This window comes from Neorhizobium huautlense, from assembly GCF_030811685.1.
Classification (GTDB): Bacteria; Pseudomonadota; Alphaproteobacteria; order Rhizobiales; family Rhizobiaceae; genus Neorhizobium; species Neorhizobium huautlense_A.
Map to the genome: position 1 here is coordinate 1 of NZ_JAUSRF010000016.1, position 22334 is coordinate 22334.

General features: G+C 61.4%; 15 protein-coding genes. 9 read left to right on the forward strand and 6 right to left on the reverse strand.

What is annotated here, in order from left to right; genetic code table 11:
- Nucleotides 1-308 precede the first annotated feature (308 nt).
- The 4 genes from gor (at nt 309) to bluB (ending at nt 5161) form a co-directional block, all read left to right on the forward strand.
- On the forward strand, nt 309-1715 hold the full coding sequence (gor, locus tag J2T09_RS20600) for a glutathione-disulfide reductase (protein WP_306837952.1): 1407 nt from the start codon (nt 309-311) through the stop codon (nt 1713-1715).
- A gap of 165 nt (nt 1716-1880) precedes the next feature.
- Nucleotides 1881-3257: a class II 3-deoxy-7-phosphoheptulonate synthase gene (locus tag J2T09_RS20605; RefSeq protein ID WP_306837953.1), complete on the forward strand. Its 1377-nt coding sequence runs from the start codon at nt 1881-1883 to the stop codon at nt 3255-3257.
- Nucleotides 3258-3623: 366 nt separating this feature from the next.
- On the forward strand, nt 3624-4454 hold the full coding sequence (locus J2T09_RS20610) for a TolB family protein (RefSeq protein WP_306838146.1): 831 nt from the start codon (nt 3624-3626) through the stop codon (nt 4452-4454).
- Between the two features lie 17 nt (nt 4455-4471).
- Complete coding sequence (gene bluB, locus J2T09_RS20615) at nt 4472-5161, forward strand: 5,6-dimethylbenzimidazole synthase (RefSeq protein ID WP_306838148.1); 690 nt, start codon at nt 4472-4474, stop codon at nt 5159-5161.
- Between the two features lie 6 nt (nt 5162-5167).
- Here the strand turns inward: bluB and J2T09_RS20620 are convergent, their stop codons facing one another.
- Together J2T09_RS20620 and J2T09_RS20625 are read right to left on the reverse strand one after the other, a co-directional pair.
- Entirely contained in the window at nt 5168-5878 is a 711-nt protein-coding gene (locus J2T09_RS20620; protein ID WP_306837955.1) for a hypothetical protein, read from the reverse strand.
- 124 nt (nt 5879-6002) lie between these two features.
- Nucleotides 6003-8321, reverse strand: coding sequence for an NADP-dependent malic enzyme (locus tag J2T09_RS20625; protein ID WP_373458544.1), 2319 nt, complete (start codon nt 8319-8321; stop codon nt 6003-6005).
- 255 nt (nt 8322-8576) lie between these two features.
- On the opposite strand from J2T09_RS20625, the gene J2T09_RS20630 reads away from it, so the two are divergent.
- A complete protein-coding gene (locus J2T09_RS20630; protein WP_306837959.1) occupies nt 8577-9386 on the forward strand; it encodes a UDP-2,3-diacylglucosamine diphosphatase in 810 nt (269 codons plus the stop codon).
- A 53-nt stretch (nt 9387-9439) separates the two neighbouring features.
- Here J2T09_RS20630 and dgcA read toward each other — a convergent pair whose 3' ends face one another.
- Complete coding sequence (gene dgcA / locus J2T09_RS20635; RefSeq protein ID WP_306837961.1) at nt 9440-10423, reverse strand: N-acetyl-D-Glu racemase DgcA; 984 nt, start codon at nt 10421-10423, stop codon at nt 9440-9442.
- Between the two features lie 96 nt (nt 10424-10519).
- Here dgcA and J2T09_RS20640 point away from each other — a divergent pair, with 96 nt between their 5' ends.
- Genes J2T09_RS20640 through J2T09_RS20655 form a run of 4 tightly spaced genes read left to right on the forward strand, consistent with a single transcriptional unit; the run spans nt 10520 to nt 14563 of the window.
- The gene (locus J2T09_RS20640; RefSeq protein ID WP_306837963.1) at nt 10520-11680 is read left to right on the forward strand and encodes an ABC transporter permease; all 1161 of its coding nucleotides are present in this window, start codon (nt 10520-10522) and stop codon (nt 11678-11680) included.
- Nucleotides 11681-11687: 7 nt separating this feature from the next.
- Nucleotides 11688-12530, forward strand: coding sequence for an ABC transporter ATP-binding protein (locus J2T09_RS20645; RefSeq protein ID WP_306837965.1), 843 nt, complete (start codon nt 11688-11690; stop codon nt 12528-12530).
- 9 nt (nt 12531-12539) lie between these two features.
- Nucleotides 12540-13910, forward strand: a complete 1371-nt coding sequence (locus J2T09_RS20650) for an MlaD family protein (RefSeq protein WP_306837966.1) — start codon at nt 12540-12542, stop codon at nt 13908-13910.
- A 44-nt stretch (nt 13911-13954) separates the two neighbouring features.
- On the forward strand, nt 13955-14563 hold the full coding sequence (locus tag J2T09_RS20655) for an ABC-type transport auxiliary lipoprotein family protein (RefSeq protein ID WP_306837968.1): 609 nt from the start codon (nt 13955-13957) through the stop codon (nt 14561-14563).
- Between the two features lie 107 nt (nt 14564-14670).
- On the opposite strand, the gene J2T09_RS20660 is transcribed toward J2T09_RS20655, so the two are convergent.
- From J2T09_RS20660 to J2T09_RS20670, 3 genes are all read right to left on the reverse strand, one after another.
- A complete protein-coding gene (locus J2T09_RS20660) occupies nt 14671-15039 on the reverse strand; it encodes a YbhB/YbcL family Raf kinase inhibitor-like protein (protein ID WP_306837970.1) in 369 nt (122 codons plus the stop codon).
- A 358-nt stretch (nt 15040-15397) separates the two neighbouring features.
- Entirely contained in the window at nt 15398-15586 is a 189-nt protein-coding gene (locus J2T09_RS20665; protein WP_306837972.1) for a hypothetical protein, read from the reverse strand.
- Nucleotides 15587-15669: 83 nt separating this feature from the next.
- Nucleotides 15670-22086, reverse strand: coding sequence for an apolipoprotein A-IV repeat region-like domain-containing protein (locus J2T09_RS20670; RefSeq protein ID WP_306837973.1), 6417 nt, complete (start codon nt 22084-22086; stop codon nt 15670-15672).
- Between the last annotated feature and the right edge of the window lie 248 nt (nt 22087-22334).

The window sequence follows — 22334 nt, forward strand, 5'->3', positions numbered from 1 at the left end:
GAACATCAAGAAGATCGCAATCGCCCTCACAAGGGCCACTCAGCCAGCCATGGCATGAGGCAGAAGGATCTTCATTGCCTCATTCGAACGCGGCCAGCAAACCCGGTGGTTCGCATAAAACAAAACCCCGCCAAAAAATGACGGGGTTTGTCAGCAGTCTGGAGGGCGCCACTGGCGCCCTTTGTCGTTTCGCGTTAGACGGCAGCTTCTGCCTTTTCACGCTACGCTTTTGCAATTGCGAAACGGCACATTATATCGATGCCGTTCTCAATTGTTTCTCCCTCCCAAATTCCTGACTGGAGCCATCCATGACCACTGCCGCCACGACCTATGATTACGACCTCTTTGTCATCGGCGGCGGCTCCGGCGGCGTGCGCGCAGGTCGTGTGGCCGCCTCGCTCGGCAAGAAGGTGGCGATCGCCGAGGAATACCGTTTTGGCGGCACCTGCGTCATCCGTGGCTGCGTGCCGAAAAAGCTGTTTGTCTATGCCTCGCAGTTCCCCGAGCATTTCGAGGATGCCGCCGGTTACGGCTGGAGCGTTGGTGAAAGCACGTTTGATTGGAAAAAGCTGATTGCCGCCAAGGACAAGGAAATCGACCGTCTCGAAGGTCTCTATCGTCGCGGCCTCGAAAACGCCGGCGCCGAAATTCTGGCGACCCGCGCCGAGCTGGTGGATGCCCATACCGTGCGCCTGGTCGCGACCGGCAAGACCGTGACGGCGGATCGTATCGTCGTCGCCACGGGCGGCACTGCGAACCCGCATGCATCGCTGCCTGGCCATGAACTGTGCATCACCTCCAACGAGGCATTCCATCTTGAAACGCTGCCGAAATCGATCCTGATCGCCGGCGGCGGTTATATCGCCGTGGAGTTCGCCAACATATTCCACGGCCTCGGTGTCGAAACGACCCTGATTTATCGCGGCAAGGAAATTCTTTCGCGCTTCGATATCGACATGCGTCGTGGCCTGCATGCGGCCATGGAGGCCAAGGGCATCCGCATCATCCTCACCGACGTGATCGATGAGGTGGCGAAAAATCCCGATGGCGGCCTGAGAGCACGCACCAAGGCCGGCGAGACGCTGCAGGTGGAAACTGTCATGCTGGCGCTCGGCCGCGACCCGCACACCAAGGGTCTGGGCCTTGAGGCGGCTGGCGTGAAGACCGATGGTCGCGGCGCCATCATCGTCAACGAATATTCGCGCACCAACGTCGAAAACATCTATGCGCTGGGTGATGTCACCGATCGCGTACAGCTGACGCCGGTGGCGATCCATGAGGCGATGTGCTTCATCGAGACCGAATATCGCGGCAACCCGACCTCGCCGGATCACGACATGATCGCGACCGCCGTGTTTTCGCAGCCGGAAATCGGCACGGTCGGCCTGTCGGAAGAAGAGGCGGGCAAGAAGTTCACTGACGTGGAAGTCTACCGCGCCGAATTCCGCCCGATGAAGGCGACGCTTTCCGGCCGTACCGAGCGCACGATCATGAAGCTGATCGTCAATGCGAGCGACCGCAAGGTGGTGGGCGCGCATATTCTCGGCCATGAGGCCGGGGAAATGGCGCAGCTTCTCGGCATCACGCTGAAGGCAGGCGTCACCAAGGACGATTTCGACCGCACCATGGCCGTGCATCCGACCGCTTCCGAAGAGCTGGTGACGATGTACAAGCCGAGCTACCTGCTGAAGAACGGTGAGCGCGTCGACGGCTGATCTGCCCGATGTGATGATATCCGATCCGCCACCATGGTGGCGGATCGTACCGATCGGCGGGGTCGCCGGTCTATGCAAGTGAGGGGCAAAGGGTTATAAGCCGCCTCAAATTTTCGACAGGCACCATGGCCGGGATGGCCGTAACGTGCAGATTGGGTGAGTATCATGGCACAGAACTGGACACCGAGCACCTGGAGGCAGAAGCCTATTCAGCAGGTTCCGGAATATCCGGACGCCAACAAGCTGCGCGAGACCGAGCAGCAGTTGGCGACCTGGCCGCCGCTCGTCTTTGCAGGCGAAGCGCGCCGGCTGAAAAAGTCGCTCGCGAACGTGGCGGAAGGCAACGGCTTTCTTCTGCAGGGCGGCGACTGTGCCGAAAGCTTTGCCGAACACGGTGCCGATACCATCCGCGATTTCTTCCGCGCCTTCCTGCAGATGGCTGTTGTCCTGACCTATGGCGCCCAGCTGCCGGTGGTAAAGGTCGGCCGTATCGCCGGCCAGTTCGCCAAGCCGCGCTCCTCGGGCATCGAGACCCAGGGTGACGTGAGCCTGCCGAGCTACCGTGGCGATATCGTCAACGGCATCGAATTCACCGAGGCTGCGCGTATTCCTGACCCGGAACGCCAGATCATGGCTTACCGCCAGTCTGCCGCGACGCTGAACCTTCTGCGCGCCTTCGCGATGGGTGGTTATGCCAATCTCGACAACGTGCAGCAGTGGATGCTGGGCTTCATCAAGGATAGTCCGCAGGCGGACCGTTACCGCAAGCTGGCCGACCGCATTTCCGAAACCATGGATTTCATGCGGGCGATCGGCATCAACTCGGAAAACAATTCGAGCCTGCGCGAAACCGATTTCTTCACCAGCCATGAAGCCCTGCTTCTCGGCTACGAAGAAGCGCTGACCCGCGTCGATTCCACCTCGGGCGACTGGTACGCCACGTCGGGCCACATGATCTGGATCGGCGACCGTACGCGTCAGGCCGACCATGCGCATATGGAATTCTGCCGTGGCATCAAGAACCCGCTTGGCCTCAAGTGCGGTCCTTCGCTGCAGCCGGATGACCTGATCAAGCTGATCGATATCCTGAACCCTGCCAACGAAGCCGGCCGTCTGACGCTGATCTGCCGTTTCGGTCACGACAAGGTTGCCGATCATCTGCCGAAGCTGATCCGTGCTGTCGAGAAGGAAGGCCGCAAGGTCGTTTGGTCCTGCGATCCTATGCATGGCAACACGATCACGCTCAACAACTACAAGACGCGTCCGTTCGAGCGTGTCCTGTCGGAAGTCGAGAGCTTCTTCCAGATCCACCGCGCCGAAGGCACGCATCCGGGCGGCATCCATGTCGAGATGACCGGCAAGGACGTGACGGAATGCACGGGTGGTGCACGTGCGGTGACCGGTGCCGATCTGCAGGATCGTTACCACACCCATTGCGACCCGCGCCTCAACGCCGATCAGGCGCTCGAACTGGCCTTCCTTCTGGCCGAGCGCATGAAGAGCGGTCGCGACGAGAAGCGCATGGCCGCTGTCGCGATCTGATCGTTGATGGTTTGAGCTGAAAAAAGAGGCCGGCGTCGGGGGTAGACGCCGGCCTTTTCAGTTTGCCCGTCCGCAAACGCTGAACAGGACGGGCGCGGGGTGGATGGGGGAACCCGCGTATAAAGAAGTCTTCGAACATACGCCCGGCGAGATTGGGGGGTGGGGTCTGGCGCGTAACGTATATTTGAAAACATGCATATACTGACTCGCAGACATTAACGAATCCTTTCTTTAGCGACAACTAATTTGCATATGCTATTTTAAGGTGTGTCTCACCCGTTCGGGTGAAGATTTGCGGCCTGCCGAGACCTTGCCGGATTTGTGTGTTAGCACCGTGCCTCCAGTCCAAGAGGGAGTACCGGTTTGCTGCGCAGCTCGATCGAGATCTTCAATATCCGCACCCGCGAAAACCGCGTGTTGTGGCAGACGGAACAGCTTTTCGAGGCGCCGAACTGGTCTCCGGACGGGCGTTACCTGATGCTCAACTGCGATGGCCGCATGTATCGGCTGGCACTGGAAGAGGCGACCGTTCCGCAACCGGTCGATACCGGTTTTGCGATCCGGTGCAACAACGACCACGGCATCTCGCCCGATGGCACGCTGATCGCCATTTCCGACAAATGCGAATTCGACAAATCGGCGATCTATGTTCTGCCGGCAGTCGGCGGCGAACCGAAACTGGTGACGAAAAACCTGCCGTCCTATTGGCATGGCTGGTCGCCCGATGGCACGCGCTTCACCTATTGCGGCATCCGCGATCAGGTTTTCGATATCTATTCCATCCCGGTCGACGGTGGCGAGGAGCGGCGGCTGACTTTTGGCGAGGGCCGCAATGACGGGCCGGATTTTTCCGCCGACGGCGAATGGATATATTTCAATTCCAGCCGCACCGGGCGCATGCAGATCTGGCGTGTTCCCGCCGAAGGTGGTGCTGCCGAACGCATCACCGACAGCGAATACGGCGACTGGTTTCCGCATCCGTCACCGAAGGGCGACAAGGTCGTGTTTGTGTCCTATGACGGCGAGGTGTTTGATCACCCGCGCGATCTCGATGTACGCGTGCGCCTGATGGACATGGATGGCGGCAATGTCGAAACGCTGTTCGAGCTGTTTGGCGGGCAGGGTACGATGAACTCGCCCAACTGGGCACCCAGTGGCGACGAATTCGCCTATGTCCGTTATTTCCCGCTGCCCTGAAGACTTTTTACATGCCGATGAAACCGAACCACGAGGACGCGCTGACCGCTGCGGGTCCTTTTCCGAGGCACGAACTGGAGGCGGTTTACCGCGCCATCCATTCCCGCCGCGATGTGCGCGACCAGTTCCTGCCCGATCCGTTGCCGGACGAACTTGTGCAGCGGCTGCTGGAAGCGGCGCATGCGGCACCGTCCGTCGGTTTCATGCAGCCATGGAGCTTTATTCTCATTCGCGACGAAGCGACACGGGAGGCCGCGCACAAGGCTTTTTTGCGGGCGAATGACGAGGCAGCCGAACTGTTTTCCGGAGCACAGGCGGAAACCTATCGCAGCCTGAAACTGGAAGGTATCCGCAAGGCGCCGCTGTCGATCTGCATCACCTGCGACCCCGACCGGGCCGGCCCCGTCGTGCTGGGGCGCACCCACAATCCGCGCATGGATGTCTATTCGACCGTCTGCGCCGTGCAGAACCTGTGGTTGGCGGCGCGGGCGGAAGGTGTCGGTGTCGGCTGGGTCAGCATTTTTCATGATGCCGATATCAAGGCACTGTTGGGCATTCCCGAGCGTGTCGAGATCGTCGCCTGGCTCTGTCTCGGATATGTCGACCAGCTCTACAGTGAGCCGGAACTGGCGGTAAAGGGCTGGCGTGAACGCCTGCCGTTAGGCGAGCTCGTGCACGAAGGGCGCTGGCCGCAGGAGAAGCGCTGAAGGTCTTTACTGGCGCAACTGCACACCGCCGGCCGGATTGGCGAGGTCGATATCCGACGGATTGGGGAAGAAGCGTGGACCGACGATGCGCACTTTCTTCGACGGATCGTAATCACGCACCGGTACCGGCGGCAGTTCCGGCGCCTTGGCGACTTCCGGCTCTGGCGGCGGGGTCTGGAACTCGATGATCGAGGATTCCTTCGGTGCCTTCAGCGTGACGACGGATGACTGCTGGTCCGTCTCTGTGCCGGAGGCGGGCATGTCCTGTTGCGGATCGACGGAAACGGTCGTCGCCTCGAAATCCGGGGCCACGCAATTGTTGGCCTGGATATCGGCGCGGATCAGTTTCGTTTCGTGATTGGTGATGACCAGACTGCGTGCCTGATTGCGGGCCGACAGGATATCCTTGCGGTTCTGTTCCATGTCGGACAACATCTGGCGGAGCGCGCGGCAGGCGTGATCATTGGGGCCGCCAAGCGGCGTGATGCTGATGGAACCGCATTCGTGGCGGCGCATGTCGAGACGCAGCTTGCGGATCTCGATATTCTGTTTTGTCAGCGCCTGCGCATGTTCACGCACATTGCTGGTATTGCCGATGATGTGGGGAGCATTGGCGAGACGGCGGTAGAGGTCTTCGCAGAGCGCGGCATTGTCCTGCGCAATCGCGGGAAGCGGGCTGAGGCATAGTGCCAGGGCGAACAGCCGGTGAGGGCGCATCCGTATCCTCCATTCGATCCCGCTTGTCGTGGGGCCGCTTATTTCACTGTCGAAGTCCGAAGGCGGATGGTCCCGCCTTCGGATTGACATTGTCCTAACAGCCTTGAACGAGGCTGTGGATTTCTCAGGCGAGGATCGCCGGAAGCGTCGGCTGGGAGGCCTCCGCGACTGCAATCGCCGTCATGTTGACGACGCCGCGCGAGGTGACCGACTGGCCGAGGATATGGGCCGGCAGTGCGGCACCGATGAGGATCGGCCCGACATGCAGCGCATCGGTCATGTTGCGCACGATGCCGAGCGAGATGCTGGCGGCATCGAGGTTCGGGAAGATCAAAAGATTGGCTTCACCGGTCAGCGTGCTGTCCGGCATGGCGCGCTTGCGCACCACTTCCGAAAGTGCTGCACCACCCTGCATTTCGCCGTCGATTTCCAGATGCGGCGCCTTTTCACGCACAAGGGCAAGCGCCTCACGCATCTTGCGGGCGCTTTCCGAATCGCGCGAGCCGAAATTCGAGTGGCAGATCAGCGCCGCCTTCGGCTTGATGCCGAAACGCTGCACTTCCTGTGCCGCCAGAATGGTGATCTCGGCGATTTCGGTGGCCGACGGGCTGTAGTTCACGAATGTATCCGTGAAGAACATCGCGCCGCGCTGCGAGATCAGGAGGCTGAGACCCGACAGCGTGCAGGCACCGGGGCGCATGCCGATGATCTGGCGAATGTGGCGCAGATGGCTGTCGTAACGGCCTTCGAGGCCGCAGATCAGCGCATCGGCTTCGCCGCGCTTGACCGACAGGGCACCGATAATGGTGTTGTTGGTGCGCACCAGCGTGCGGGCGGCTTCCGGATTGATGCCGGCGCGGCCGACGAGGGCAAAATAATCGTCGACATATTCGCGGTAACGCGGATCGTCTTCCGGATTGACGACGGAAAAGTCCTCGTTCGGGCGAAGGCGGATGCCAAAACGCTTGAGGCGGGCTTCGATGACCGAAGGACGGCCGATCAGGGTGGGCACGGCGATCTGTTCGTCGAGGAGGACCTGAACGGCGCGCAGGACGCGTTCGTTTTCACCTTCGGCAAAGATCACGCGCTTCTTTTCTGCCGCCTTGGCGGTGGCAAAGATCGGCTTCATGACGAAGCCCGAACGCCAGACGAAGCGGTTCAGCTGGTCGAGATAGGCGTCGTAATCCTGGATCGGACGGGTGGCGACACCGGTTTCCTCGGCGACCTTGGCGACAGCCGGCGCGATGCGCAGGATGAGGCGCGGATCGAATGGCGAGGGGATCAGGTAGTTGGGACCGAAGATCGGCGTCTCGCCGGAATAGGCGCGGGCGACAACGTCCGAGACTTCTTCGCGGGCAAGGGCTGCAATCGCCTTGACCGCCGCCATCTTCATCTCTTCGTTGATGGTGGTTGCGCCGCAATCGAGAGCGCCACGGAAGATATATGGGAAGCAGAGAACGTTGTTGACCTGATTGGGGAAATCCGAACGGCCGGTGCAGATCATCGCGTCCGGGCGGGCGGCACGGGCGAGTTCCGGCATGATTTCCGGCGTCGGGTTGGCGAGCGCCATGATCAGCGGCTTTTCCGCCATCTGGGCCAAAAGTTCCGGCTTCAGGACGCCTGCGGCCGACAGGCCGAGGAAGACGTCGGCACCGGCAATGTTGTCGGCGAGAACGCGGTTGTCGCTCTTCTGTGCGTAGACTGCTTTCCACTCGTCCATCAGCTCGGTTCGGCCCTCATAGACCAGACCTTCGATATCGTGGACCCAGATGTTTTCCTTTTTCGCGCCGAGCGACACGAGAAGGTTAAGGCAGGCAAGGGCGGCGGCACCGGCACCGGATGCGACGATCTTGACGTCGGCAATGTTCTTAGCCGCCAGTTCGAGGCCATTGAGAATGCCGGCGGCGACGATGATGGCGGTGCCATGCTGGTCGTCGTGGAAAACCGGGATGTTCATCTTGTCGCGCAGCTGGCGCTCGACTTCAAAACATTCAGGCGCCTTGATGTCTTCAAGGTTGATGCCGCCGAAAGTCGGTTCGAGGGCCGCGATGGTCGAGACCATTTCATCGACCTTGGGAGCGTCGATCTCGATATCGAAAACGTCGATGCCGGCGAATTTCTTGAAGAGGACGGCCTTGCCTTCCATGACCGGCTTGGATGCCAGCGGGCCGATATTGCCAAGACCCAGAACGGCGGTTCCGTTGGAGATCACGGCGACAAGGTTGGCGCGCGCCGTGTAATCGGCTGCGGTTTCCGGATTGTCGCGGATGGCGAGACAGGGGGCCGCTACACCCGGCGAATAGGCGAGCGCGAGGTCGCGCTGGTTGCCGAGCGGCTTGGTGGCGGTGACCTCAAGCTTGCCGGGGCGTGGGAACTTGTGGAAATGCAGTGCCTGCTCTTCGAGTTCGCCATTGCTGGCAGGATTTGCAGGTGTATCGGACATGTTCGATGTCATTGCGACCTCGGTCAAAATTCTTCTTGAGGGTCCCTCAATACAACAAATGACATGAGGGTCCAGCCGCATATTGGCGAATTGGGGTATTTCCGGGTCGGTGATGTTGCATGCGGGTGACGTTAGGCCGGAACCGGGGCAAAAGCCGGGTTTTGTCATGTTCGTGAAACAAGACTCTGTTTTTCAGGAGCCAGGACGACGCGACGAAAGGGCGATCTCGTGACCAGGCAAATGCAAACCGGGCAAATGGAAACGAAACATTTCAGAACCCTGTTCATTTCCGACGTGCATCTCGGCTCGAAGGCAGCGCGCACGGATTTCCTTCTGGATTTCCTGCGTTACCACGAGGCCGAAACGATCGTGCTGGTCGGCGATATCGTCGACGGCTGGCGGCTGAAGCGCAGCTGGTACTGGCCGCAGGATTGCAATGACGTGGTGCAGAAGCTTTTGCGCAAGGCGCGCAAGGGCACCCGCATCATCTACATTCCCGGCAATCACGACGAATTCCTGCGCTCTTTTCCGGGCGTGCATTTCGGCGGCATCGAGGTCGCCGACCGGATCATCCATGAAACTGCGGACGGCCGCAAATATCTGGTTCTGCACGGCGACCAGTTCGACGTCGTGGTGCGCAACATCCGCCTGCTCGCCTATCTCGGTGACTGGGCCTATGACGCAGCCATCGTCATCAATATCGGCCTTGCCGCCATCCGCCGCAAACTCGGCCTGCCTTACTGGTCGTTTTCGGCTTGGGCAAAACTGCAGGTCAAGCAGGCGGTCAATTTCATCGGCGAGTTCCAGAACGTGGTGGCTGACGAGGCCCGCCGCGCCGAAGTCGATGGCGTCATCTGCGGCCATATCCACCACGCCGTGATGGAAGACATCGACGGTATCCATTACGTCAACACCGGCGACTGGGTGGAAAGCTGTACGGCGATTGCCGAGCATATGGATGGTACGTTCGAGCTGATCACCTGGCGACAGGTGGCCGCGACGGCGCAGGTGCATGCGCTGCCGGCACCGGAAGAACGCGAGATTTCGGCCACGCAGGCGGCTTGAAACCTCCAAATCGAAAGAATTGAGCGCAGCGCCTTTACGGGCGCTGTTTTCGTTTAGCCCCACAATTCCGGCAGGGGCGCGCTGACCAGCGAGCCGTCGTAACGCAGGCCCGGTACGCGATCCCGCGCCAGAAGGAGCGGACCGTCGAGATCGGCGTAATCGCAGCCGCTCGCCAGCAGCACGGCGGGCGCCATGGCCAGCGATGTACCGACCATGCAGCCGACCATGATCCTGAAACCCAGCCGTTGAGCTTCCGCCTTCATCAAGAGGCCCTCCGTGAGCCCGCCCGTCTTGTCGAGCTTGATGTTGACGGCATCATAACGGTCGCGAAGCGCGGCGAGGTCTTTTGTTGCATGGACGCTCTCGTCGGCGCAGATCGTCACCTTGCGTCTCAGGTCGGCAAGGATGGCATCCTTCCCGACCGGTAGCGGTTGTTCGATCAGTTCGATATTGGCCTGCACTGCCACCGCCAGATGGTGCTCGATATTGCCTTCCGTCCAGCCCTCATTGGCATCGACGACGATACGCGCATTCGGCGCCGCCAGTCGCACGGCGCGGATGCGTTCGGCATCGTTTTCGGTGCCGAGCTTGATCTTCAGCAGCGGACGATGCGCATTGGCAGCCACCTGGGCTGCCATGGTCTGCGGATCGGATAACGAGATCGTGTAGCAGGTGACCATCGGCGCGAGATCCGTAACACCGAGCATGGCGGCGACGGTTGTGTTGTTTGTTTTCGCTTCGAGATCGAACAGGGCGCAATCGATCGCATTGCGGGCGGCGCCGGGCTTCATTTCGGTGAGCAGCGATTCGCGGTTCAAACCCTGTTCGATGGCCGGCGTGACGGTGCGAATCGCTTCGAGAACGCCGTCGATCGTTTCGCCATAACGGCGATACGGCACGCATTCGCCGCGTCCGGTCACGCCATTCGCGCTAATGGTGCAGGTCACGACCTCGGCCTCGGTCTTCGAACCCCGTGAAATCGTGAAGGTACCGGCAATAGGGAAGGATTCTGTTGTGGCTTCAAGGTGACGCCGCATGGTTTTAGCTTTCCCGCACATGGCATTTCGTTAACAGGTGTTTATATTGCCGTTTCCCTAGGCGCGATCAACGGGCGTTTGAGCAGAAGAAGATTTATGCAGGCACAGCCTAACCCCGCCGAGATGTCGGACGCGGACATAAAGATCGAAGAGATCGACAATGGCGGCCAGCGTCTGGTTCTGACCGGGAACTGGCGAAGCCATGGCATTTCGGCCGTGCTGCCAAAGCTCTCCAAAATCGAATCCGGCAAGGCCAATGGCGGTCTTGAAATCGATGTCAGCGATATCGAGGGTATAGACACGGCCGGCGCCTGGCTGTTGCGCCGCCTGATGACGCAGCGGAAGGAGGCCGGCGGCGAAGTTGCGCTGACGGGTGCCGATGCCAAGCTGCAGGAACTGCTCGACGTTCTGCCGGAAAAGACGCCTGCGCCGGAAAAAGTTGCCGACGACAGCACATTGTTCCAGCGCATCTTTGCGCCGACCGGCAAGGCCATGGTCGGGCTCGGACAGGATCTCGTGTCGGCAATGAACATTCTGGGCTCCGCCGTGCGTGGTGCGCAGATGAAGCTTGGCCATGGTTCCGGCGTATCGCCTGCCTCTGTCGTGACGCATATCGATCGCATGGGTGTGCGCGCGACGCCGATCATTCTGCTAATGTCGTTTCTGATTGGTGCGATCATTGCCCAGCAGGGCGCGTTTCAGCTGCGTTATTTCGGCGCCGAACTGTTCGTGGTCGATCTGGTCGGCATTCTGCAGCTTCGCGAAATCGGCGTGCTTTTGACCGCCATCATGATCGCCGGCCGTTCCGGCAGCGCGATTACGGCCGAAATCGGCTCGATGAAGATGCGCGAGGAAATCGATGCGCTGACGGTTATCGGCCTCAACCCGATCGGGGTTCTGGTGTTTCCGCGTCTGGTGGCGTTGACGATCGCGTTGCCGCTTCTCACCATCATCGCGAACTTTTCGGCGCTGAGCGGCGCTGCGGTGATCACCTGGGCCTATTCCGGCATCACGTTCGAGACTTTTCTCGGTCGTCTCAACGAGGCGATCGATTATTCCTCCGTCGCATCCGGCATGATCAAGGCGCCGTTCATGGCTTTGGCCATCGGCATCGTCTCTGCCGTGGAAGGCCTGAAGGTCGGCGGCAGTGCCGAATCGCTCGGCCAGCACGTGACGGCATCCGTGGTGAAGTCGATCTTCGCGGTCATCCTGATGGATGCGATGTTTGCGATCTTCTATTCCGCGATCGATTTTTGAGGTGGTGATGAGCGCAGACAGCGAAACACTGGAGAGAAATGCACCGGCGCAGAGCGATCGCGACGTCATTCTCGAAGTGCGCGATCTGACCGTCGGTTTCGGCTCGAAGATCGTTCTCGACAATCTGAACCTCGATATCTATCGCGGCGAAATCCTCGGTTTCGTCGGCGCATCCGGTACCGGCAAATCGGTGCTGATGCGCACCGTACTACGGCTTTTGCCGCACCGCTCCGGTACGATCAAGATTCTCGGTGTCGATTATGACACGGCCGACGACCAGAAACGGATCGCGCTCGACACACGGCTTGGCGTTCTTTTTCAGCACGGAGCGCTGTTTTCGGCGCTGACGGTGAAGGAAAACATCCAGTTGCCGATGCGCGAATATCTGCAACTGCCGCAGTCGCTGATGGACGAACTGGCCTATCTGAAGCTGGAACTTGTCGGCCTGCCGCCTGACGCTGCCGACAAATACCCGTCCGAACTCTCCGGCGGCATGATCAAGCGTGCGGCACTGGCGCGTGCGCTGGCGCTCGACCCCGATCTCGTTTTTCTCGACGAGCCGACATCGGGTCTCGACCCGATCGGCGCTGCCGATTTCGATGCCCTGATCGCCAAGCTGCGCGATACGCTGGGCCTGACCGTCTACATGGTGACACACGACCTCGATAGCCTGTTCTCCGTCTGCGACCGTATTGCGGTTCTGGGGGAGAAAAAGGTATTGGTGGAAGGAACGCTGGACGACATGTTTGCCTGCGACGACCCTTGGGTTCAGTCCTATTTCCGCGGCAAGCGCGCACGATCGGTGGTGACAGAGCCGATCGACCGAGCCACCGAACACCCAGAAAAGTGACCGGAATTCATGGAAACCAAAGCCAACTACGCCCTCGTCGGATTTTTCACGCTTCTGGTGGTCGTTGCCGCATTCGGCTTCGTCTACTGGATGGCGCAATATGGACGCGGCGGCCCGACCGGTGAACTGGCGATCCGTATCCCGGGTTCGGCGAACGGCCTTTCCGTGGGGTCCGCCGTGCGCTTCAACGGTATCCCGGTCGGCACGGTGCGCAACCTTGCCATCGATCCGGATGATCCGCGTTATTCGATCGCTTTCACCGAAGTGCAACTGGCAGCACCTGTTTATCCGTCCACCAAGGCGGTGCTGGAAGTGCAGGGCCTGACGGGTGCCGCCTATATCGAATTGTCCGGCGGTCGTACCGGCGAGGAAAACATCGTCAGGAAGGCGCAGGAACAGGGCAAGCCGGCTGTGCTGATTGCCGACCAGTCGAGCGTCACCAACCTGCTCGCAACCGCCGACCAGATCCTCAAGCGCGCCGATACGGCGATCGGCGATATTCAGGGTTTTGTCGCCGACGCGCGCGGGCCGTTGACGCAGACGATCAGGAATGCCGAGACGTTTACCGCATCGCTGAGCCAGAATTCCGGCGCGATCGACGAGTTCCTGCAGAGCCTGTCGGCGCTGTCCGGCACGTTCAATACTGTTTCCCAGCGCATCGATTCGACGCTTGAGGCAGCCGAACAGCTGGTTCGGGCCGTCGATGCCAACAAGATCAACAACATCCTCAGCAATGCCGAAAAGGTATCCGGCGACATCGCCGCATCCTCGACGGAACTGCCGGCAATCGTCGCCGAGGTGAAGGAAACGGCTGCGAGTTTCCGCCAGGTCGGTATCGACACGCAGAGCGTTCTGAAACGCGCCGAACAGATCATGGCTTCGGTGGATCCGAAACAGGTCGGTGCGGTTGTCGACAACTTCGCCCAGGCATCAGTCGATGCACGCGGAGCCGTTGCTTCGGCGCGTGACGTGGTTGATGGCGTTGCTGCTCGCCGTGACGAGATCGACCGGGCGATCGGTGATTTCTCCGAACTGGCGAAGAAGCTCAATGAAGCATCCAGCCGTGTCGATGGCATTCTTGCCAAGGTCGATACGATGGTGAGCGGCGAGGGTTCCGAAGGCATGTTCGCCGAGGCGCAGAAGACGCTGCAGTCGATCCGTGCCGCCGCCGACAATCTCAATGGCCGTATCGGCCCGATCGCCGACAATATCAATCGCTTCTCGTCGTCCGGCCTGCAGAACGTGCAGACGCTGGTGGGCGACATGCGCCGCACGGTGGACAATCTCAACCGCGCGATCACCAATTTCGACAACGACCCGCAGCGTCTGATCTTTGGCGGGGACGAGGTCAAGACATATGACGGCAGGACCCGACGTTGATGGCGTGTGGCGCGTTCAAGTACAGGGCTGATGGGAGCGTGAATATGGGTTCGAAGTCTTTTGGTTTGGGTCGCGGCGGTGCCATGCTTGCCCTGCCGCTCGTGGCAGTGCTGCTGTCCGGCTGCGGCAGCAAGGCCAATAACGACACGTTCGATCTGTCGCTGACGCCGGTGGCAAGCTCTGCCGACAGCGCGAAGGCTCGCCAGATCCTCGTGCCCGAGCCGACGGCGCTGAAATCGCTCGACAGCGAGCAGGTGGTGGTGCGTGTTTCGCCGTCTGAAATTCGCTATCTCGGCAATTCGCAATGGGGTGATCGTCTGCCGCGTATCGTGCAGTCCAAGCTGGTGCAGGCGTTCGAAAACACCGGCAAGCTGGGTGGCGTCGGCAAGCCGGGACAGGGACTGGCAATCGATTATCAGGTCGTTACCGATATCCGCGCCTTCGAGGTCAATGCGTCGAGCCCGAAGGCGGCCGTTGTCGAGATCTCGGTAAAAATCCTCAACGATCGCAACGGTTCGGTGCGGGCGCAGAACGTGTTCCGCGCCACGGTGCCGGTGTCTGGTGAGGACAATGCCACCTTCATCGCCGGCATCAACCGCGCCTTTGCCAAGGTCGGCGCCGATATCGTCGACTGGACGCTGAAGTCGATCTGATCCTTCACGCGACAGAAATTGCAGACAACAGCCCCGGCAGCGAAGCGCTCCGGGGCTGTTGTCGTTTTACGCCCGTGCATGATCTGCCGTTCGCGGCCTACAGATCGTCAGGGAAAGTTCTTGTTGGCACTGGCCGTGGCGAGAGCCTTTCCCTTGGCATCAAGCGCCTTGATGGTGAACCTGTATTTGTGGCGGGTCGGCGGGCATGGGCCCTTGTAGCTGAAGGCGCCGTAAGCCAGGCTGGCATTGCCAGCGTAGTCGACCTTGCCGCCACCATGATGAAAGTTCGGTGCATCGAGATCGATCATCCGAATATCGAGCCTGGTCGTGCCGGCCGGCACGCCTGAAAGCTTGATGGGTGGGGATTTGCTGTCAAAGCACTTCTTCGTCGGCCCCCAGTCGACCGAGGCGGACATATCGGCAAGTGCCGGTCCGGCAAGGCTGGCAGCAATCATGGTGGTGATGATGAGACGCATGTGTTCCTCCCGACAGAACGTCAACCACAGATTATCCGCGACCAGAGAATAGCGGATAAGGTGAAAGAACGACCCCCAAATGGGTTAGAGCGGTTCATTGTTAAATGGAAACAGTTCTGCCGGAGCAGGTTTTCGTCGGGGCAGCGGCGATTGGCGAAGCGCATACCACGGGTGTACGTGCGAGCCGATCGCCGTTGATCCCGGCGGAAAGATGCCCGGCCCTTCGGGTTGGCTGAAACGGGCCGCCTGATCGCATGGCCGGCTTGGACGTATGCTTTGGCTATGACACGCGCCGGCCATGCGACCATCCGACTCCGTTTGAGCCAACAGAACTGATTCCATTTAACAATGAACCGCTCTAGCTGTCGAGTTTCTCAATCGCCGGTTCTTCACTGTCCCGCGCACAGATCAGGGCGTGAAAGGCATGCTGGGTGGAAAGCAGCAAGCGGATGGCCTCGCCATCGCTCCGCAATGGAATGGCTGACCGGCGGATGTCCCGCAGGCGATTGAGTTTCAGATCGATGTCGTCCGAATGCCGATGCGCCACAGAAACCTCCTGGTTCCTGTGGCGCACTTTATCAGAAAATGACGATGTATCAACTATGGATCAACAACCGTAACGATTGTTGATCAGCTGAAGCGACCTGCCGCGTGTGCCAGCATGGTGTAGACCTTGCCGGTATCCGAAGTGAGGTAGCTCTGGGTGACCGTCTTGTCGCGATCGGTGCGGGCCACATCGGCAAGCAGCTTTTCGAAATCGGCGATGTAACGATCGACGGCCGTGCGGAATTCCGGCTCGTGATCATACTTGCGCTTGATGTCGTCAAAGGTCTGCTGGCCCTTGAGCGTGTAGAGGCGACGGGTGAACACATCGCGTTCGCCACGCTGGTAGCGGCGCCACAGTTCGACCGAGGCATTGTGATCGATGGCGCGGGCGATATCGACCGAAAGCGAGTTCAGCGATTCCACCATGTGGCGCGGATTGCGGTTGTCGCCGTGGCGGGTCGAGGCTTCCGGCGTGCTGCGCACCTGTTGGCGCGGAGCGGCTTCCACCTGTTCGTCACGCGATGCACCGCGCAGAAGATCGCTGATCCAGCCACCATTGTCGTCACGGCGCTGTGCCGGCTCGGCTGCGCGCGGTTGCTGTGCCGGGGCTGCCTGATCCGCGGGCAAGCTGCCACGCAGAAGACCACCGGGCGCGCTGCCGGCCAATGCACCGCCCAAGGCACCGCCAAGACCCGACAGGATGTCGCGCTGCGGCTGCGGCTGGGACGCTGCGGGCTGCTGGGCAACACGCTGCGCCAGGCTCGGCTGCTGCGGGGCAGGAGCCGGCTGGTATGCCGGAGCGGGCTGCTGTGCAATCGGTGCCGGTGCCACAGGTGCCTGGGCGTAGGACGGCGGCGGTGCCACCGGAGCCGGAGCAGGGGCTGCGACAGGGGCCGGCGCCGGTGCCGGGCGAACCGGTTCGGCGACTTCCAGCTGCTGGGCCGAACGGCCGACCAGCGTGGAGATATCCTGCAGGGCCTTGATCTGCTCGGAAACGGCGCGACGCATGGCGGCAGCGCTTTCCTTGGCTTCTTCCGGCAGGTCGAAGGCACCGCGCTTCAGTTCCGAACGGGTGGCGTCCAGTTCCTTGCGGATATCGCCGGCCGAGCGGCGGATCTCGTCGGTTGCGCCGGCGAAACGGCCGATCGCATCGTCGACCGACTGACGCAGTGTTTCGCGCAGCTGGTCGGCAGCCGTATCGGACTTGCCGGTGGCATCGGTGAGCATGCGCTCGACATCGGCAAGCGAACCGGCAATGCCGCCACGCATGCGGTCGGTCAATTCACGCGAACGACGCTCGGCGTCGCTCATCGTGCCTTCGATGGCGCGGGCAGCTTCCTCGCCGGCATTGTAGAAGGCACTGCGCATGCTTTCCGCCGTGGCTTCGGCGCGTTGCTGGGTTTCGCCCAGCGTGCGGCCGATATCGGCGAAGGAGGCCTGCAGACCATCACGCAGACGCGAGGATACCTGCGACGAACGATCCTCGGCGCGGTCGAATGCGCCTTCGACGAGGTTCGTCAGGTTGCGCATCGTCAGTTCGATCTCTTCCGAGCGCTTGACGAGGCCGACCGACAGGTCACGCAGCGCGGTCTGACGTTCGTCGAGCGTGCCGACGAGGTTGGACTGGGCAGCACCCAGAAGTTCCGATGCCTGGCCGAGAACGCGCGAGTGATCGTCGAAACGACCGACGATATTGCCCACCTGCGACAGCGTTGCCGAGGAAACGGTCGAGAGGCGCTCGACATTGTTCTCCAAAAGGCGGCTGGCGCTGGAAACAACATCGGCCGACTGCGCTGCCGACTGCGAGAAGCGGTCGGCGGTGGCGCCAAGGCGTGCGTCGGCATCGCCCAGCTGTTCGGCGGCGCGTTCGATCGTGCCACCAAGTTCGGCCGCCGTGCGCTGTACCAGCGAAGCGATGCCGGTATTGCTGTCTTCGAGGCGCGAGATGAGGCTCTGGACGCTGGCGGCGAGACCCTGCTCGACACCCAGCATCTTGCCGGACACTTCTTCACCGCGCTGGCTGATGGCCGAGAGCGTGTCGTTGGTGCGGGCGGCGAGCGCATCGACCAGAGCGTTGTTCTCGTTGCGCAGGCGCTGGCTTGTCTCTTCCGCAGCAGCGGAGAGGCGACCGGCGGACTGTTCGGCGGCGGTTGCCAGCTGTTCTGCTGCCTGACGGCCGCTTTCGGCAGCCTGTTCAAGGGCCGGACGTGCCTTTTCGTCGATCAGGCGCGAGAACTCGGCCGAACGGCTGGACAGCATCGAGTTGAGATCGCGCGAGCGGTTGTCGAGCGAGGTGCGGATGGCTTCGCCACGGGCTTCCAGCGCCTTGTCGACCTGATCGATGGCGGCATTGATTTCACCGGCAGTCTGCGAAAGCGCGTTGCGGACACTGTCGCCACGGTCGCCGAGCGACTTTTCGGCTTCGCCGAGCGCATCGGAAATGGCCGCGACCTGACCCTTTACCAGAGCGTCGGCTTCGGCAACCTTGTTGACGATTGAATTGCCGGCATCCGAGAAGGCCTGAGCCACGGCCGCAGCCTGACCCGACAGGCGGCCCTGTGTTTCGGAAATGCGGCCGACGATCTCGTTGGAGCGATCCTCGATCGACTTGGTGAATTCGGCGTTGCGGGCTTCCAGCTGTTCGGAAAACTGGGCGCCGGCGCGTGCCAGAGCTTCGGTCGAACGCATGGCCTCGCTGTCCATGCCTTCGGCAGCCGTGGTGACGGCGTCACGCATGGCGGAAGCAAGCGTGGCGGCCTTGCCTTCGATGGTGCGGCTGACGGCGTCGAGGCCGACATTGAGCGCGCGGTCCATGGTGCCGAGACGTTCTTCGAGACGGCCGGTGCCGGCATCGAACGTCCCGTCGATACGCGATGCTGCCTGCTCGCCGGCGGCTTCGAGACGGGCACTGCCGCCTTCGAGGCTGGTTTCGATGCGGGCCGCGGCAGCGCCTGCAGCGCGTTCGAGATCTGCCGTGCGCTCGGCAAGCGTTTCGCCGAGATTGCGGCCAACGCCATCCACCAGTTCGGAAACCGAACCAAGCTGATCGCGCATGCGGCCTTCAAGGCCGGTCAGCGTGCCATCGACGCGTTCGCTGGTTTCGTTGAGAGCGGTCGAAACGCTGCCGACGGTCTTTTCGATGCGGCTGGAGAACTGGTCGGCAGACTGGTTGATTTCGGCGGCAGCCGTGCTCAGCTTGGCGGCGATTTCGCCGGCGCTGGAGGTGAGGCGGCCTTCGAGATCGTTACCGACGCCGTCGACCAGACCACGCAGGCCTTCCTGCTGCAACTCGAGCGTCATTTCCAGCATGCTGGCGCTGGTGGCGATCGACGTGCCGATGGAGGTTGCCTGATCGGCAAGCATTTCGCTGAACTGGCCTTCGGCCTCGGTCAGCGTCGCCGAAATCATCTCGCGACGATCGTCCAGCGTGGCGCGCATGCGCTCGTAGGAGCCGTCCAGCGTTTCGGACAGGCGGTCATTGCCGGCTTCCATGGATTCGGCAACGCGCTCATGGCCGGTGCTCATCATGGTTTCCATGCGCAGCAGGCCGTCGGTGATCGTGTCTTCGAAACGTTCGGCATTCTGGCCGAGCGCCATTTCGATGCGACCGGCACCGCCGCCGACCGAACGGTCGATCTGTTCGGCGCCCTGTTCGAGAGCACGGGTGATTTCCGCGCCGCGATTGTCGAGCGTGGCTTCGAGACGCTGCTGGCTTTCCGCGTAGACGCCCTGCAGGTTTTCGGTGCGGGCGGCATAGGCTGCGGCAACGCGTTCGTCGGCACTGTTGATGGTGTCGAGAAGCGTGCTGGTCTTTTCCTCGATGGCGCCGGTGAGGCGGTCTTCGCCGAGAGCCAGCGAGGTCGCCATTTCCATCGACTTGTCGTCGAGGATTTCGCCGATGCGTTCGCTGCTCTTGGACACCATGTCGCCCATGTCGGTCATGCGGCGGCCGAGATCCTGCTCGATGCGCTGATGACCGGCGGACAGAACGGTTTCCATGCCGGCGATGCGGTCGTCGAGAACGCCTGCAAGGCGCTCCGGCGTGCCGGCAACGGCGTTTTCAAGACGGGCGGTGCGCTCGTCCAGCACTTCGGCCAGACGCTCGTGGCTGCCGCTGACGGCATTGACGATGGCAGCCGAATGACCGGCCAGCGTGTCGTCGAAACGGGTCTGGCTGTCGGTGAGAGCGTTGAAGAGGGCGCCGCTGCGTTCCGCCATGACGGCATCGATACGCTCGTGTGCGCCACCAAAACTGTCGGTGATTTCGGCAGCACGGGCGTTGAGCGTTTCGGTGAATTCCTGCGCACGACCTTCGAGCGCGCCGGAAAGCTCGCGGCTCTTGGCGTCGAAATCGGTCGAGAAGGCGCTGGCGGAAGCTTCGAGGCTTTCGTTGAGAGCGCGGCCGGACTTTTCGAGGTTTTCGGTCAGGTTGCGGCCGGACGTGTCCAGCGTTTCGGCAAGCGTACGGCTGCGCTCGTCGATCGCCTGGTGGAACTCGTTGGTGCTGGCATCCAGACCTTCGGTGAGAGCAGCAGCCGACGTGGCAAGGCCGATGGTGAGCGCAAGGCTCTTGTCATCGATGGCCTGCTGGAATTCGGCCGTGCGGGCGTCGAGACCTTCGGTGAGGGCGGCAGCCGAAGTGGCGAGACCGACGCTGAGCGCGAGGCTCTTGTCGTCGATTGCTTCCTGAAGCTGGGTGCTGCGGGCGTCAAACGCTTCGGTGAAGGCACGGCTGCGGGCGTCGAGCGCTTCGCCGATCTGGCTTGTGCCGGATTCCAGCGTGCTTTCGAGCATTTCCTGGCTGGTGCCGAGCGTGGTTGCAAGCGCCAGCGACTGGTCGGTAAAGGCCGAGCCGATGCGTTCGATGCTGGAAGATAGAATGCCTTCCATGGCTTCCGAATTGCTTTCGACGCTCTGCTTGATGGCCAGCAGGCTATCGTTGAGCTTCGTATCGAGCGAACCCGAACGCTGGTCGAAAGCGGCAGTGAATTCGTTCAGGCCTTCATCGAAGGTGGTGCTGAGCTGACCGATCGTGCCCTGCAGGCGCTCTTCGAAAAGGCCGGTGCGCAGGTCGAGATCCATGACCGCATCGTCGGCAGCTGTCTGCAGGCTCTGGCGGAAGCTGGAGCCACGTTCTTCGAGGGTGGTGTTGAGCGAATTGAGAACGCCGTCGAGCGTGCCGGTGATGGCGCGTTCGCCGGAGGTGAGGCCCTCGGTGATTTCGCGGGTGCGCGCAACCAGCGTTTCGTTGAGCTGGCGGGTGCGGTCGGAAAGAGCCGCATTCAGCTTTTCGGTATTGGCATCGAGCGTCGAGGCGCGGGTCTCGAACTGGCCGAGCAGATCCTCACCGCGTTCGGCAAGCGTCTTGGACAGATCTTCAAGACGCACATCGAATTCGCCGGCGAGCTGTTTGCCGGAGGACTGCAATGTCTCGATCATCGAATCGGTCTTGGCCGTCAGCAGCGAGCCAAGGGCTTCGCCGGCGGCGTTCGAACGTTCCATCAGGGTGGCGGCACGTGTCTCGATCATCGAGGCAAAGGCTTCGCCCGAGGTGGCGAGACGAACCGAGATTTCCTCGGTTGCCAGCGACAGGTCTTCCTTGAGCTGATCGTGGGCGCCGACGATGGAGGAGCGGATGCGGTCTGCATGGTTGACGATCGCGTCTCGTTCCGAGCCGAGTTCCTGAACGAGGCCGCGCACGCGCAACTCGTTGTCGGCATAGCTGCGCTCAAGCGCATTCACTTCCGAATGGACGAGGGTCTCGAGTTCGGTGGCACGGGCGATGGTGCGCTCGATGCCTTCGTTCATCGCCATGACTTCGCGGCGAACGGCCTGACCGACCGTCATGATGCGGTCGGTGGCAATGGTTTCTGGTTCGGACAGGCGCAGGGCCACTTCCGCCATCGAACGGGCAGCGACACGCAATTCGTGCGCACGCGCCATCATGATGGAGAAGGCATAAAACAGCATGATCGGCACGAAGATGCCGACACCGATGGCAACGACGCCGGGTGTTTCGAGAACCTGTTCGACCGAATTGAACTGCCAGATCTGCGAACCGTAGATCAGCTGGCCGAGGCCGAGACCACCGATCGCCCAGAGCGTGGACAAAATGGTCGAGTTGCGCAGCGCCGCACGCATGGCGCCGCCATCCAGCGTGCGCAGAAGAGCAGCGGTCGGTCGGCGGCTGGCATCATTGGCCGGCGCGAAGGTTGGCGATTTTGCCTCACTAGTCGTCGGGCGCGCCTGTTCGGCAGCTGCCTTGCGAACTTCCGCCTGACGGGCGACGGCCTGCTTTTCGCGCGGCGATGCTTCACGCTCGCCGGGATTGGGCTGGGACGCCTTGGGCTGTTGCGGCTTTTCGGACACAGACTTCTCCCGCGCTTGGGAAGCGGAGCCAGAGCGAGGCTTCAAATCCTCGTCGAAATCGTTGTTCAGCGCGTCTTCCAACGCCTGAAACGCCGTTTCGTCGATCGCATCGCTGTTGTTTTTCTTCACCATGCGGTTACGCCTCGTTACTAACACCGGTCATACCATCCGACCCGGTGCCGCATGCAAATGGGTACGGGTGACATGCCTGTCGGTTGAAGCCGCCACCGACGGATGTCGGCGATCGGATCGTCCTCTTTTTATTCCAGTCCGGAACGCTTTCATTTCAAAGGGATGATAAGGAATGCTTACCGACCCGCCTTCCGGTGCGCGAAAATTTGGCCGAAACCGAGGCATACGCGCCTGCCAAGCGTATTGTA